General features: G+C 41.9%; 17 protein-coding genes. 14 read left to right on the top strand and 3 right to left on the bottom strand.

Annotated features, from left to right (window positions below; translation table 11 throughout):
- Positions 1–17: 17 nt before the first annotated feature.
- The 3 genes from KH286_RS04440 to KH286_RS04430 form a co-directional block, all read right to left on the bottom strand.
- Entirely contained in the window at positions 18–200 is a 183-nt protein-coding gene (locus KH286_RS04440; RefSeq protein WP_012863713.1) for a hypothetical protein, read from the bottom strand.
- A 36-nt stretch (positions 201–236) separates the two neighbouring features.
- Positions 237–893, bottom strand: a complete 657-nt coding sequence (locus tag KH286_RS04435; protein ID WP_101928639.1) for an NAD(P)H-binding protein — start codon at positions 891–893, stop codon at positions 237–239.
- A 108-nt stretch (positions 894–1,001) separates the two neighbouring features.
- Positions 1,002–1,286, bottom strand: a complete 285-nt coding sequence (locus KH286_RS04430; RefSeq protein ID WP_278617677.1) for an isochorismatase family protein — start codon at positions 1,284–1,286, stop codon at positions 1,002–1,004.
- A 215-nt stretch (positions 1,287–1,501) separates the two neighbouring features.
- On the opposite strand from KH286_RS04430, the gene KH286_RS04425 reads away from it, so the two are divergent.
- From KH286_RS04425 to hisE, 14 genes are all read left to right on the top strand, one after another.
- The gene (locus KH286_RS04425; protein WP_004694224.1) at positions 1,502–1,747 is read left to right on the top strand and encodes a type II toxin-antitoxin system prevent-host-death family antitoxin; all 246 of its coding nucleotides are present in this window, start codon (positions 1,502–1,504) and stop codon (positions 1,745–1,747) included.
- A gap of 2 nt (positions 1,748–1,749) precedes the next feature.
- Entirely contained in the window at positions 1,750–2,070 is a 321-nt protein-coding gene (locus KH286_RS04420) for a type II toxin-antitoxin system RelE/ParE family toxin (protein ID WP_008715166.1), read from the top strand.
- A 140-nt stretch (positions 2,071–2,210) separates the two neighbouring features.
- Positions 2,211–3,836, top strand: coding sequence for a tryptophan transporter (locus KH286_RS04415; protein WP_278617676.1), 1,626 nt, complete (start codon positions 2,211–2,213; stop codon positions 3,834–3,836).
- Positions 3,829–4,641, top strand: coding sequence for an energy-coupling factor ABC transporter ATP-binding protein (locus KH286_RS04410; RefSeq protein WP_123138328.1), 813 nt, complete (start codon positions 3,829–3,831; stop codon positions 4,639–4,641). Before KH286_RS04415 ends, KH286_RS04410 begins: the two co-directional genes overlap by 8 nt.
- A gap of 9 nt (positions 4,642–4,650) precedes the next feature.
- The gene (locus KH286_RS04405) at positions 4,651–5,322 is read left to right on the top strand and encodes an energy-coupling factor transporter transmembrane component T family protein (protein WP_123138329.1); all 672 of its coding nucleotides are present in this window, start codon (positions 4,651–4,653) and stop codon (positions 5,320–5,322) included.
- Between the two features lie 137 nt (positions 5,323–5,459).
- Positions 5,460–5,960 (top strand): GNAT family N-acetyltransferase, encoded by a 501-nt coding sequence (locus KH286_RS04400; RefSeq protein WP_123138330.1) that lies wholly within the window; start codon positions 5,460–5,462, stop codon positions 5,958–5,960.
- Between the two features lie 100 nt (positions 5,961–6,060).
- On the top strand, positions 6,061–6,924 hold the full coding sequence (hisJ, locus tag KH286_RS04395) for a histidinol-phosphatase HisJ (protein WP_278617675.1): 864 nt from the start codon (positions 6,061–6,063) through the stop codon (positions 6,922–6,924).
- A 242-nt stretch (positions 6,925–7,166) separates the two neighbouring features.
- Positions 7,167–8,768, top strand: coding sequence for an ATP phosphoribosyltransferase (hisG, locus tag KH286_RS04390; RefSeq protein WP_118091113.1), 1,602 nt, complete (start codon positions 7,167–7,169; stop codon positions 8,766–8,768).
- Between the two features lie 65 nt (positions 8,769–8,833).
- A complete protein-coding gene (gene hisD / locus KH286_RS04385; RefSeq protein WP_105086836.1) occupies positions 8,834–10,111 on the top strand; it encodes a histidinol dehydrogenase in 1,278 nt (425 codons plus the stop codon).
- Positions 10,112–10,233: 122 nt separating this feature from the next.
- On the top strand, positions 10,234–10,824 hold the full coding sequence (gene hisB / locus KH286_RS04380) for an imidazoleglycerol-phosphate dehydratase HisB (protein ID WP_105086837.1): 591 nt from the start codon (positions 10,234–10,236) through the stop codon (positions 10,822–10,824).
- A gap of 26 nt (positions 10,825–10,850) precedes the next feature.
- Entirely contained in the window at positions 10,851–11,573 is a 723-nt protein-coding gene (gene hisA / locus KH286_RS04375; protein ID WP_105086838.1) for a 1-(5-phosphoribosyl)-5-[(5-phosphoribosylamino)methylideneamino]imidazole-4-carboxamide isomerase, read from the top strand.
- Between the two features lie 84 nt (positions 11,574–11,657).
- Positions 11,658–12,416, top strand: a complete 759-nt coding sequence (gene hisF / locus KH286_RS04370) for an imidazole glycerol phosphate synthase subunit HisF (RefSeq protein WP_105086839.1) — start codon at positions 11,658–11,660, stop codon at positions 12,414–12,416.
- Between the two features lie 169 nt (positions 12,417–12,585).
- Positions 12,586–12,903, top strand: a complete 318-nt coding sequence (hisI, locus tag KH286_RS04365) for a phosphoribosyl-AMP cyclohydrolase (RefSeq protein WP_012863731.1) — start codon at positions 12,586–12,588, stop codon at positions 12,901–12,903.
- A 2-nt stretch (positions 12,904–12,905) separates the two neighbouring features.
- Positions 12,906–13,232: a phosphoribosyl-ATP diphosphatase gene (gene hisE / locus KH286_RS04360; RefSeq protein WP_005387497.1), complete on the top strand. Its 327-nt coding sequence runs from the start codon at positions 12,906–12,908 to the stop codon at positions 13,230–13,232.
- Positions 13,233–13,287: the final 55 nt, after the last annotated feature.

The raw sequence follows: 13,287 nt of genomic DNA, 5'->3' as shown, positions 1-13,287 counted from the left end.
TTAATATATTATACTATTTATATTTTATCTAACATTTTATCTATACTATCAAAAGATTTCTCTAAAGATAGAATACGACCTTGAATGATGTCATTTTGGCCTTGTACAAGAGCAGATAATATATCTACCTTAGCTTGTAAAATATTAGTTGCATTATCGTCAATATTTATTGTATTACTGTAGCTTTTATCTATTTTCATAATCTATCAGACCTTTATTGTTAATATAACTATATATTAGTGAAAGCTTGGTTTGTCATAGTGTGTACCTGGTTCACCTACACCGATGCTTGTGCGGTGGAAAGGCGTTTCATCCGTAGCGTGTAAGATATCAAAGATAGCTTTTACCACTGCTTCGCGTGAAACTTGGGCATCGTTGAATTGAGCCCCTTCAGGGATGAGTTCGTAATCGGTTTTCTCTGGATCATTGTAGAGCCATGTGAGGCGCAAGATGGTGTAATTTAAATTGGATTCGCGCAATACGTTGCGTGCTTGGCGCTCACCTTGAACATAGCTAATCGGTAAGTTGTCGAAGGTCCATTTTTCAAGTGCTACAGGGAATTCACCAGAAAGCCCAGCCATGGACACACCGATAACACGGCGTATATTTTTGCGGCTCAACGCTTTCACGATGGACGCCATATCACTGCCAGACTCCATAGCACCTACAAATACAATCTCCGCATTTGTTACAGCTTGTTCTAATTTTCCAGGATTTTGGAACGAACCTTCAATCACTGTAACGCGTTCATGGTCGATAATCTCTGGAGGTATACGTGTTTTCAACTGACGACCATATAATGTAATGTGCATATCTGTATATGTTAATAGTGTAGCAGTCAACTTTTGAGCTATTTGGCCCGCAGCTCCTAAAATCGTAATATACTTATACATAAAAAAGACCTCCTATGTTCGGGCATAAATATTTAATGAAATTTTAACATACATATATGACAAATACGTGAGAAAAAATTATAAAAATCTTTGTATTATTTTCGTAATTTAATTGATGCTTAACATTTCATTTGTTGTTTTTAGCTGTGCAAATTGATTCCGCCAAATCTTTTCGTTTTCTTGCGGTTTTAATTCGTGATAGACTTGCCAATTATCACTACCCGTTGCTAATAAGCCTTCATCTTCAGAATGCCTGATAAAAATGACTTCTATATTTTGATCTCTAAAATGTTGAATGATTGCTTTTGTATTTGAGATAAAGTTTTTCGCATTGTAAGGGTTTTCCTTAACTAAGCCTTCTTGAATATCGATTACGATTAATGCCTGTGCCATGATATTTCCTTTTTTATTCGTAAATAAGTATCTATGCGCATTATATCATATGTATATAACAAGAAAAGGAAGATATAAGTATCATAGATGTTGATAGTAATTTTAAAGGGTACTGTAAAATTTAATGTTGAATTTACGCGATAATTTAACTACAATAGTAATAAGATATTAGAAAAATGAGTAGTATATCACTAAAGTACTCTGGAGGTGATAGTATGCCGAATATAAAACCTATTTCAGATTTACGAAACTATTCTGAAGTTTTACGTGATGTTACTATAGATAGTCCCGTATTCTTAACTAAAAATGGTAGAGGCCGATATGCAATTATGGATATTCAAGATTATGAACGTCTAATGGCTACGATAAAACTTATGGGCGCTTTAGAGACAGGTCGTAAATCTGGTGAAGAACAAGGCTGGATTTCATCAGAGCAACTAAAGACTGAATTGGGGATTTAATTATGAATAATCAAATTAGCTATGCACCAAAAGCACGAGAAGATTTGCTAGAAATAAAATCTTTTATAGAAGAAGAAACCGGTGATATTGAGTTAGCTAAGAAAACCGTTTTGGATATAGTAACTGCGAATGATTCGTTGAGTATATTTCCAGAAATGGGGCAGCGATTATTGATTAATCTAGGAAGTAAAATTGAATACAGATATTTACTTTGTCATAATTATTTAAGTTTTTACCGTTATTTAGATCGGACTATCTATATTGATAGAATATTAAACAGTAGACGTAATTATCTTAGAATATTATTAGATGAAGTACATTAGTTCTTAAAAGCACTATCATTAATAGATGGTGCTTTTTTTATGGGCTTTACTTGACGTCCCTTGATAGCCTCTAGGCTTTCACAAATTCTCGAAGAATGATAAAATAAATCCATATATATTTTTATAGAAATGAGGCTATTATGGAACGGATTCAGGATCTTGTGTACACGCATGTGCAGGGTGGCCAGTTTAGATGGGTTACTGTTAGCACATTGATGCTCGCATTGGGCACGATTTTGCATTTGGTGAGCCCTAGTGTGGCTGGGGTAACGCCGAACTGGACGATTGCTACGTACTGCGTAGCTATTTTATTGACTCGTCCAAGTTTGAGTCAAACCTTGGGGATTGGCCTCGTGGCGGCCCTCATCAATGTATTGACGTCTAAGTCAGCGTTCCCTTACGGCAACTTGTTGTCTGAGCCAGGTGGTGCTTTGACGGCGGCTCTCGTAACGCGCGCTATGTTGTCTGTGAAGTTCCGTAAAATTGGTGGTTTTGATTTAACGCCTGTCGTGTCTGGCTTTTTAGCAACTGTTGTATCTGGGGGTATCTTTGTTACTATTTTGTGGCAAGTGCTTGGGTTGCCAAATAATGTGTACATGTACGGCATGTGGCCATTGGTACTCATTGTAGGGGCCTTGAATGGTGCCATTACACCAATCTTGTATATTCCGGCACAACGTTTATTCTCTAAACGTGGCATGTTGCCAAATGCAGATCAATTGACATCTGATCATAGTCGCTTGACTATTTTGCCTGAGCGCCAAGCTAAAATATCCATTGAGCACGTAAATTACTATCATCCTAAGGCGACTACACCATCCCTTGAAAATATCAATCTCGATGTAAATGAAGGTGATTTCCTCGTTGTTACAGGTCCTGCTGGTTGTGGTAAAAGTACCCTTTGCATGGCGATGGTAGGGGCGGTGCCTAAATTCTATGGTGGACGTCTAGAAGGCATGGTCTTCGTTGATGGTCATGCGACTACGCAAATGGAAATCCCAGAACTAGCGAACCATATCGGTGTAGTTCTGGCCGACTACGATACACAGCTCGTAACGATGACAGTTCGTGAAGAAGTGGCCTTTGCTATGGAAAACCGCGGTTATGACCGCGAAACTATTAAAGCTCGCTCTGAAGAAGTGTTTAAGCAAGTTGGCCTCGTAGGCTTAGAAGACCGCAAGATTACAAGTTTATCTGGTGGTCAACGCCAACGTTTAGCTATCGCTTCTGTATTGGCTACGAACCCAACTGTACTTGTTCTTGATGAACCGACTAGCTCTCTCGATCCAGATGGGACCGCTGAATTATATCGCCTTGTAGGTGATTTGAACCAAAAACACGGCATTACCGTTGTTGTTATCGACCATGACTTGCATGCTGTATTGCCGTATGCAAACCGCATGGCCCTCATGGTAAATGGTTCTATCGCCTGTGATGACGATGTATCTACTACGCTTCGTTACATGTACGAGCACAATATTCATGTCGATGCATTGCCATCTGTATTTACAACCTATATGGAATTAGAACAAGCCGGCTTCCACAGTGATGAACCTTGGCTCAGCATCGAGTCTGCTATCAAGGGCTTGCACCAAATTGAAATGGCTCATGCTATTCAAACCGAGGTGCATGGTAAAAGCAATTCTCCAGTTAATCAAAGAAATACAGTAGATAATCTTGCTGATCAATCTAATATAGTAGAAAATAGACAACCAGTTCAACGTGTTGATGATGTACTAGGAAAGGACGGTGGCGCTCATGCTTAAGGTTGAAAAGATCCGCTTTGGCTATGTGCCATCCGTAGATATTTTCCGAAACGTGACTTTCACCATCGAAGGAGGCGAATATATCGCTATTGGTGGCCGTAATGGTTGCGGCAAAACGACTATTACGCGTTTGCTCGTAGGCCTCGAAAAGGCTAGGGAAGGCCACATGTATTATAACGGCAGAGACATTACGTCCATGCCACCGTCTAAACGGGGGCAATTTATCGGCTACGTATTCCAACAGCCAGATCGCCAAATGTTCAGACCTACCGTAGCCACAGAGGTTGCCTTCGGACCTGAGTCCTTGGGACGCAGTAAAGCCGAAGTGAAGCGTATCGTTGATGAAGTATTGGAGCGTACAGGCATCGGCCATTTGCGTGAAGCCTATCCTCCAACATTGCGCCGCGGTGAAAAGCAGCGTGTTGCCATTGCTTCTGCGCTGGCTATGCAGTCTAAAATCCTCATCCTTGACGAACCAACCAGTGGTCAAGATGGTAAGGAAACTAAAGAGTTATTAGCATTATTGCGTCAGCTTAATTCAGAAGGTATCACAATCCTTCTTATTACACATGATATGGAAATCATGGCTAGCGAATGTAGCCGTGCTATCATCATGGGTAACCAAACCGTTGCCTTTGACGGTAGTCCAGAAGAATTATTCAAAAAATCTACGGATGAATTGCAAGACCTAGGCCTTACAAAACCGCCAAGTGTAGAACTTTCATTAGCGGTACCAGCCTTAGGTTATTGCAAATCTATGGATGAGTTGAAATCCAAGTTAGTGGCTCAGTTGAGCGGAAAATAGGAGGGGCATATGGAACGTTTAGTACCGTTAACAAAAATCTTGATGACCCTCGCTGTATCCGTGTGGGCCATCCTGTTGCGCGACTGGGTATCTCTATTGGCATTAGTCGTAGTAGAGCTTGGTGGATTGTTTGTGGCAGGTTTGTTGTTCAAACAACACAAAGCAGTGCTGGCATTAACTAGCTTTGCTGTATTCCTTGGCCTCATCCAATTCCTTGGCAGTGGCGATATAACATCTGCCATCGTATCCGGCTTGCGAATGTTGGCTATGACACTTGTCTTTATAGGTCTGTTGGCAACTACAAAATTACAAGATCTTACGGCCGCGCTCGTAACACAATGTAAAATTCCTTACGAATATGCATTTATGTTCACTGCCGCACTTCGCTTTGTGCCTGACTTCATTGCTGAAAGCCATGCTGTACAAGAGGCGCAAGCTTGCCGTGGCTTATCTCTAGAAGGCAACTTCATTAAGCGCATCAAATCCTATGCATCTGTTATTCAACCATTGCTGTTAAAATCCTTGGGACGCTCCGAAACAATGGCGTTGTCCTTGGAGCTACGTGGTTTTGGTGGCCCCACACACAGCTTTGCTGCATCCGTAGGATTGAAAAGAATCGATTATACTGTGATTGCAGGCCTTGTGGTAGTAACGATTATTTTATTTGTTATTGCAGCTTAGTTTTTTACTGATCAAATAATATAATTAAAAGGACGAGTTGTAGCTCGTCCTTTTTCTTGCGTATGTGGGCTATTTTTATATATTATGTTAAATAGAAATAATATTTTTTAGGATACCTACAGTTTTGAGGAATACTTATGAGTGAATTAGTAATACGACCAATTACAAGGAATGATATAGCCTCTTGTTTAGATATTTATAATTATGAGGTTGTAAACGGCGTAGCCACGCTTGATCTTGAACCTCGCACGTTGTCAGAGTGGCAGGAGTGGTATGAGGCTCATAGCGATGAGCACCATCCTATTGTGGTAGGTACCATTGATGGGATTGTAGCAGGCTATGCATCGCTTTCACCATATCGACCTAAAGAGGCCTATAAAAGTACCGTCGAATTATCTATCTATATCCATCAAGATTATCGCGGTAGAGGGGTTGCTACACAACTGATGGCTCATATTTTAGAAATAGCAAAAAATGATCCGTTATTGCACAATGTGGTATCCGTTATTACGGCTGGCAATGAAGGCAGCACCAAGTTACACGCGCGATTTGGCTTTACCTATTGTGGTCTAACGCCTCAAGTTGGATTCAAACATGGTAAATATCAGGATACCGAAACATACGCATTATTGGTATAATAATTAGTATAGTAAAATATATAAATTAATACGTTATACCAATGATGTATAGATTATAGATAAGGATTCGCCAGGGGTTAGGGCGAATAGGGGTGATTGAATGAACATGAAAGATGAACGGCAGTTCGTTGGATATAGTAAGTATCGTAGCCGTCTCGTGGACGGTCATGTGCATACGGAGTTGTGTCCACATGGTAGTGGGGACCGAACTGCGATGATGATAGAAAAGGCTATCGAGTTGCGTATTGAAAAGGTATGCCTTACAGAACATGCACCATTGCCAACAGCTTTTGCTGTAGAATACGGTGGCGATAAAAAGGCCTATGACACAGCGTCTTTGAAATTAAATGAAGTTGATACCTACTTAGAGCTAGGCCGTCAATTACAACGTGCGTATGGCACACATATCGATATTTCTCTCGGTTTTGAAGTCGATTATATTCCAGGCTTTGAATCAGATATTCAAGAGTTCTTGGATCGTTATGGTCCGTTGACGGATGATAATATTTTATCCGTTCACTTTATGGAAGGCGTTAATAATGCCTTTTACTGCTTAGACTACAGTCCTGAAGAATTCGAAAAAGGTTTTGGGCCGTGGATCGAAAAACAATATGAGTTATATTACAAATATTACTCCACCGTGCGCCAAGCCGTGCGTGCTGACCTCGGTGAATATACACCTAAACGTATAGGCCACTTTGATTTAATCAAGAAATACCAACATCACTTTGGCTTTGAACGTCATTTAGATCGTCGCAATGCGCAGGTGGTGAGCGATATTTTGCATATTATGCGCGTCCAAGGTTGCGAGCTAGACTACAACATGAGCGGCTTCTTCAAACCTGACTGCCGTGAAATGTACCCAAGTCGCTTCATTCAAGGCATGGCGGCTATCATCGGTGTGCCATTTGTATTGGGATCTGATGCACATAGTGTGGCAGATATAGAAAATGTTTGGGGCTAGTATAAAATCATTATTATAGTAAATACATGAAATATTAACGGTTCTATTGACAATTCTATAGAACCGTTATATTATAGTTTCATACTTTATCTAGATAAAGCGATAAAATAGAAAAGTATCGATATAGGTAGAATTTTTCTCATAGTAAATAGAAGATTTATATAACGCATTTAAAACTAGTTATATGATGCTTTCATAGACAAGAGAACTAATAAGACGAAATGATAGAAAGGATGTTTACGATGGTACAGCAGCAATTACCTACGGGGTTCCGTGATGATATAGGGATCGTAGCAGAGCGCAAGGATGATGTGAGTCAATATGTGCTCGGTCTATGTCGTAGCCGCCAATACACAAAGATCTCTACACCGCTTGTGGAGTACAAGGATGTATTTAATGGCTATGCAATGGGGCGCGGTCAGCATATGTACGAGTTCATGGATAGTTCTGATGAGTCCGTCGTAATTCGTCCTGATTTGACGATGCCAATCGGTCGTTTTTTGGCGACTACCAATATTGAATTGCCTCGCACGTTCTACTACTTGGGCGATGTGTTTATGAAAAATAAAAAGCACCGCGGCGATGTGAACCAAGTGACGCAAGGTGGCATCGAGATGGTAGGCTACGAAGGGCTTGAGGCTGAGCAAGAGTGCTTCAAGATTATTAAAGAGGTGAACGAAGCTCAGTTGGGTAATCATTTGTTGCTCGAAATTGGGGATGCTCGGTTCTCTCGTGCTATTACCGATGCTCTTGGACTCAGCGATGATGAAAAAGCGGAGCTCTTAGAGGCGTTATTCACTAAATACTTGCCACGATATAACGAGTTGATTTCTGATTTTAAAAATAGTGCGTTATATCCATTCTTAACTGTATGGCCTCGTTTATTTGGTACGGTTCAAGATATAAAGGATGAGCTAAACCAAATTATCTTGCCTGCAGCGGCGCAGCGTATTTTAGATAATCTCGTAGATATGGCAAATCAAGTGGAAGCAACGGGGCAACAGGTTCGCATCGATGTATCTACGGAACCGCTTCAATCCTATTACACAGGCCTTACGTTTAGAGGCTATGTGGATGGCGTGTCTCAATATATTGTTAGCGGCGGTCGTTATGATGGCTTGCTATCTAGCTTTGATGGTACGCCGATGCCGGCTGTAGGGATGGCTTTCAATATCGACGTCTTGACTGATGTTACCTTGCAGGGTGAAAGCAAAGCTCAAGATAACGATACATTGCGTATCGCTCTTACGAAGGGGCGCGTAGAAAAGGATTTTATTCCACTCCTAGAAGCAGGTGGCATTGATTGCGAGCCATTACATAATAAGGCGCGTAAGCTCATCATCTCTTTAGGCGATTCTATGGAGATCATCCTTGCAAAGGGGCCAGATGTAACGACGTATTTGAAAAATGGTGTTGTTGATCTTGGTATCGTTGGTAGCGATGTGCTCGATGAACAAGACGATACAAGCTATGAAATGCTAGATTTACAAACGGGTAAATGCCAATTCATCTTGGCGTCCTTAGCGGGCTACGATCCTAAAGAAGGTCGCCGTCAACGAATTGGTACAAAATATCCAACCATTACAAAACAGTACTTTGGAGCTCAAGATGTGGAAATCATCAAGATTGAAGGCTCTGTTGAGCTGGCCCCACTTGTAGGACTAGCAGATGCTATCGTAGATATTACGGAAACGGGTACCACTTTACGTGAAAATAATCTAGAAATCTTTGATTGGTTGCAGCCGATATCTACACGCTTAGTAGCAAATCCGCTAGCATTAAAACAAAAGCGAAATACCATTTTTAATCTCATAGATCAGCTTTCAGAAGCAATTAATAAGTAAGATGTAGAGTGAATCATATATTTAACTAGCAATACGGATAGCTCAAGTAGGAAGAAGGACGACAGATGAAAATATATAAGGAATCATTAGAGGCGATGCTTGCCATCGTACGGAATTATACACAACAAACCACAGATATGGAGATTGAACGTCGGGTGTACGATATCATTGCTGATGTCCGCACTAACGGTGATGCGGCGCTCAAAGCGTATTCTGAAAAATTTGACGGCGTTTCCATTGAAGATTTCAAGGTGCCTCAAGAGGAAATCAACGCAGCTTATGAGTCTTTATCTGATGATTTGAAAGCCGCATTATTAAAGGCAAAGGCAAACATTACAGAATTCCACAGCCGTGAAATCGAGCAGGGCTTTGTGGACATGGATACACCGGGTATCATCCGCGGTCAAAAGGTGATTCCCTTGGCTCGCGTTGGTCTCTACGTCCCTGGAGGTACAGCCGCGTACCCTTCGACCATTATCATGACTGCTTTGCCTGCAAAAATCGCAGGGGTGAGAGAAATCGTTATGGTTACGCCCCCTCAAAAGGATGGCATTAATCCTGCCGTATTAGGTGCTGCAAAGCTTGCCGGCGTTGATGCGGTATATCAAGTGGGCGGTGCCCAAGGTGTGGCGGCCCTTGCTTATGGTACGGAAACGATTCCAAAGGTAGATAAAATCGTAGGCCCTGGCAATATTTACGTGGCAACGGCGAAACGTCAAGTATTTGGCCAAGTCGATATCGACATGATTGCGGGTCCAAGTGAAATCGGTGTTATCGCCGATGACAGCGCAAATCCAGTTCACCTCGCAGCAGATCTCTTATCTCAAGCTGAACATGATCCTCGTGCGCGCGCTATTATGGTGACTACTAGTGAAAGTTTAGCAAATGCCGTATCCGATGAGGTGGAACGTCAACTTAAACTGTTACCTCGTGAAAGTATCGCTCGTCCAGCTATTGAAAACAACAGTTACATTGCTATTATGGACAGCATTGAAGACATGTTCACGGTGATGAACGAAGTGGCGCCAGAGCATTTGGAAATCCAATTGCCAGATCCAATGAATTACATGAGCCTCGTTCAAAATGCAGGCTCCGTATTCCTCGGCGCTTATGCGTCTGAACCATTGGGCGATTATGTAGGTGGTACGAACCACGTATTGCCTACTAGTGGTACGGCGCGATTCTCATCTCCGTTAGGCGTATATGACTTTGTGAAACGTACATCTTTCACACAATTTACAAAAGAACGTTTAGAAGAAGTGGCAAAACACATTACTACATTGGCTCGTACGGAAGGTCTCGAAGCGCATGCTCGTGCCATCGAAGTACGATTTGAAAAATAGCTTATAAAAAATATTAGAAAATAAATTTGGTATCTATATTTATATGTGTATTTAAAATATACAGTGAAAACATAGATTAGAAATATAGATTATAAAAATAGATTTGAAGTATAGAGGTCGTTATGATACGCACAGGTACGGTGCAACGCACCACTCAAGAAACAGATATTACAGTAGAAATTACCCTTGATGGGGCACAAACAAGCTCCATATCCACAGGGATTGGCTTTTTTGACCACATGTTGACGCTATTGGCGAAGCACGGCCGTTTTGAACTTATGGTAGAGGCAAAGGGCGATACATATGTGGATGCTCATCATACGGTTGAGGACGTTGGACTTGCATTAGGTCAGGCCTTGGTGAAAGCTCTTGGCGATAAGGCTGGTATCGAGCGCTATGGCGATGCTTGGGTTCCTATGGATGAAGCATTGACGCAAGTTGTAATCGATTTGAGCGGTCGTCCATACCTCGTTTTCCAAGGGGAATGGAGTACGCCGATTCTAGGTGGCAACTTTGAAACAGAGTTGGTGGAGGATTTCTTCCAAGCTCTTGCGATGAGCGCTGCTATGAACTTACATGTGCGCAATTTATATGGTCGCAATACACACCACATTATTGAAAGCATGTTTAAGGCAACGGGCCGTGCGTTGCGCAAAGCAGTTACTATCAACCCAGATATCCAAGGCGTAAATTCTACAAAGGGCGTTATTTAATACAGTCATTTAATAAAGGAGAACCTATGATTTTTCCAGCTATAGATTTACAAGATGGGCGCAGTGTTCGTCTTTATAAAGGCGATTTTGCACAGGAAACGGTCATCAATCCTGATCCAGTAGACCAAGCGAAACAATATGAAGCAGCTAAAGTGGGGGCCTTACACCTTGTCGATTTAGACGGAGCCAAGGCGGGCAAGCCTGTAAATGTAGATATTGTAAAAGCAGTGCGTGTAGCTTTTACAGGTATTCTGGAAATTGGAGGCGGCATCCGTGATAAAGAGGCCGTTGATATCTATTTAGGCTTGGGCGTAGATCGGGTTATCTTAGGATCTGTAGCGCTTAAAAATCCGGAGCTTACAAAGCAGGTTATCGCTGAATACGGTGCGGAGCGCATCGTTATCGGTGTAGATGGGAAAAATGGCAAGGTCGCCGCTGAAGGTTGGCTCGACCAATCCGACGTGCCGATGACCGATTTAATTGGTGCCATGGTTGAAGGTGGGGCAAAGTATTTTATCGTTACCGATGTAGACCGAGACGGTACGATGCAGGGTGCCAATGAAGAGTTACTTGGAAATTTGCAAAAAGAATTCTCTACAGCACGCATCGTTGCCTCTGGGGGTGTTCGTAATTTGGCAGATATTAAATCCCTTGAACAAAAAGGCGTTATGGATAGCATCGTTGGTAAGGCTCTGTATGAGGGCTCGATTACACTAGAGGAAATCGCCGAGTACAATCAGCAGAAATAATAGAAATGATTGTGATGCTCTCAAATTAATTATTGATCGCAACCAATGGAATATATTGAGTGACACTCGATGGAAAGGAGCTTTATGTTAGCGAAACGGATTATTCCTTGCCTAGATGTAGATGATGGGCGCGTAAAAAAAGGGGTTAACTTTGTTAATCTCGTAGACGTAGGCAGTCCCGTAGACATTGCGGCCTCCTATGAGCAGCAACAAGCTGATGAGCTCGTATTTTTAGACATTACGGCCACCGTTGATGCGCGGACTACTATGCGCGATGTGGTTCAAGAAATCTCCACACAAGTATTTATGCCACTCACCGTGGGGGGTGGTATCAAGAGCGTTGATGATATGACGGCTTTGTTAAAAGCTGGTGCCGACAAGGTATCTTTGAACTCCGCGGCTCTCGTTAACCCTGAGCTCATCACAGAAGGGGCTCAAAAGTTTGGCAATCAATGTATGGTGGTAGCCATCGACGTGAAAACCGATGAAAAAACTGGTGAATGGTATGCTTACACTCATGGTGGGCGCAACCGTACAGAATGGAAAGCTCTCGACTGGGCTAAAGAGGCCGTAGCTCGTGGAGCAGGAGAGTTGCTAGTGACAAGTATGGACAAAGATGGCACGAAATCCGGCTTTGATATTGAACTATATAAGGCTCTAGAGTCCGTCGTAAATGTACCTATCATCGCCTCTGGAGGGGCAGGTAAGGTTGAGGATTTTATAGATCTCTTTAAGCAAACCAGCGTTACCGGTGCACTGGCGGCATCTATATTCCACTTCGGAGAAGTTAAAATTCCTGAACTCAAACAAGAACTACGAGCTCACGGAATTACAGTACGCTAAAACAGATTTAAAAAATTATTATCTCTCGTAAGTTCTTTACTAGTCTATATGTTCAGAGTTAGTTAAATAGTTTATTTATAGATAAACAGAAAATAGAAATAGCAATAGATAGAGACACAAGCTAATATAGGATAACAGATTATTGATTACTTTTAATAAAGGATAGAATATGAAACCGGATTTTGAAAAAGGAAATGGCTTGTTGCCGACGGTTGTGCAGGATGCGGAGACAAAGGACGTCCTCATGGTGGCGTGGATGAACGAAGAAAGCTTTCACAAGACACTGGAAACAAGGGAAACGTGGTTTTGGTCTCGATCTCGTCAAGAACTATGGCATAAGGGTGGCACTAGCGGTAATGTGCAGCACGTGGTGAGCATGGCCCTAGATTGTGATGGCGATACCTTGCTCATTCAAGTTAAGCCTGAAGGTCCTGCCTGTCATACTGGGCGTACAAGCTGTTTCTTTAATGAAGTAGAACGGAGTTAAACATGGCACAGCAAACACTGAACGAATTATACGAAATTATTAAAAACCGTAAGGCACAGCCAAAGGAAGGTTCTTATACGAATTATTTATTCGACAAAGGGCTCGATAAAATCTTGAAAAAAGTTGGTGAAGAGGCTACAGAGGTAGTAATCGCCGCAAAAAATGAAGATCCACAGGAGCTGATTTACGAAACAGCAGACGTGTTATATCACTTGCTCGTGTTATTAGCGGAGAAAAATATCCCATACGAAGCCATTGAAGCTGAGCTAGCGAGCCGCGAAGGGGTTGTTAGCAAGACTACGGATCGCCCAGAAATTACAAACTTATAATGTATATCCTGTTATGAGCTCGGACATATGAGCTCTGGTGGAGTTTATATGTGTT

Source organism: Veillonella parvula, from assembly GCF_018378075.1.
GTDB lineage: Bacteria > Bacillota > Negativicutes > Veillonellales > Veillonellaceae > Veillonella > Veillonella parvula_K.
This window is presented reverse-complemented; position numbering and strand designations above follow the sequence as displayed.

Bases quoted from the DNA above. Each gene is read 5' to 3' on its own strand.
- KH286_RS04420 (WP_008715166.1), top strand. From the start codon at position 1,750: ATGAATAATCAAATTAGCTATGCACCAAAAGCACGAGAAGATTTGCTA.
- hisI (WP_012863731.1), top strand. From the start codon at position 12,586: ATGAAACCGGATTTTGAAAAAGGAAATGGCTTGTTGCCGACGGTTGTG.
- KH286_RS04405 (WP_123138329.1), top strand. From the start codon at position 4,651: ATGGAACGTTTAGTACCGTTAACAAAAATCTTGATGACCCTCGCTGTA.
- hisF (WP_105086839.1), top strand. From the start codon at position 11,658: ATGTTAGCGAAACGGATTATTCCTTGCCTAGATGTAGATGATGGGCGC.
- hisB (WP_105086837.1), top strand. From the start codon at position 10,234: ATGATACGCACAGGTACGGTGCAACGCACCACTCAAGAAACAGATATT.
- hisA (WP_105086838.1), top strand. From the start codon at position 10,851: ATGATTTTTCCAGCTATAGATTTACAAGATGGGCGCAGTGTTCGTCTT.
- KH286_RS04415 (WP_278617676.1), top strand. From the start codon at position 2,211: ATGGAACGGATTCAGGATCTTGTGTACACGCATGTGCAGGGTGGCCAG.
- KH286_RS04440 (WP_012863713.1), bottom strand. From the start codon at position 200: ATGAAAATAGATAAAAGCTACAGTAATACAATAAATATTGACGATAAT.
- hisJ (WP_278617675.1), top strand. From the start codon at position 6,061: ATGAACATGAAAGATGAACGGCAGTTCGTTGGATATAGTAAGTATCGT.
- KH286_RS04400 (WP_123138330.1), top strand. From the start codon at position 5,460: ATGAGTGAATTAGTAATACGACCAATTACAAGGAATGATATAGCCTCT.
- KH286_RS04430 (WP_278617677.1), bottom strand. From the start codon at position 1,286: ATGGCACAGGCATTAATCGTAATCGATATTCAAGAAGGCTTAGTTAAG.
- KH286_RS04410 (WP_123138328.1), top strand. From the start codon at position 3,829: ATGCTTAAGGTTGAAAAGATCCGCTTTGGCTATGTGCCATCCGTAGAT.
- hisE (WP_005387497.1), top strand. From the start codon at position 12,906: ATGGCACAGCAAACACTGAACGAATTATACGAAATTATTAAAAACCGT.
- hisG (WP_118091113.1), top strand. From the start codon at position 7,167: ATGGTACAGCAGCAATTACCTACGGGGTTCCGTGATGATATAGGGATC.
- KH286_RS04435 (WP_101928639.1), bottom strand. From the start codon at position 893: ATGTATAAGTATATTACGATTTTAGGAGCTGCGGGCCAAATAGCTCAA.
- hisD (WP_105086836.1), top strand. From the start codon at position 8,834: ATGAAAATATATAAGGAATCATTAGAGGCGATGCTTGCCATCGTACGG.
- KH286_RS04425 (WP_004694224.1), top strand. From the start codon at position 1,502: ATGCCGAATATAAAACCTATTTCAGATTTACGAAACTATTCTGAAGTT.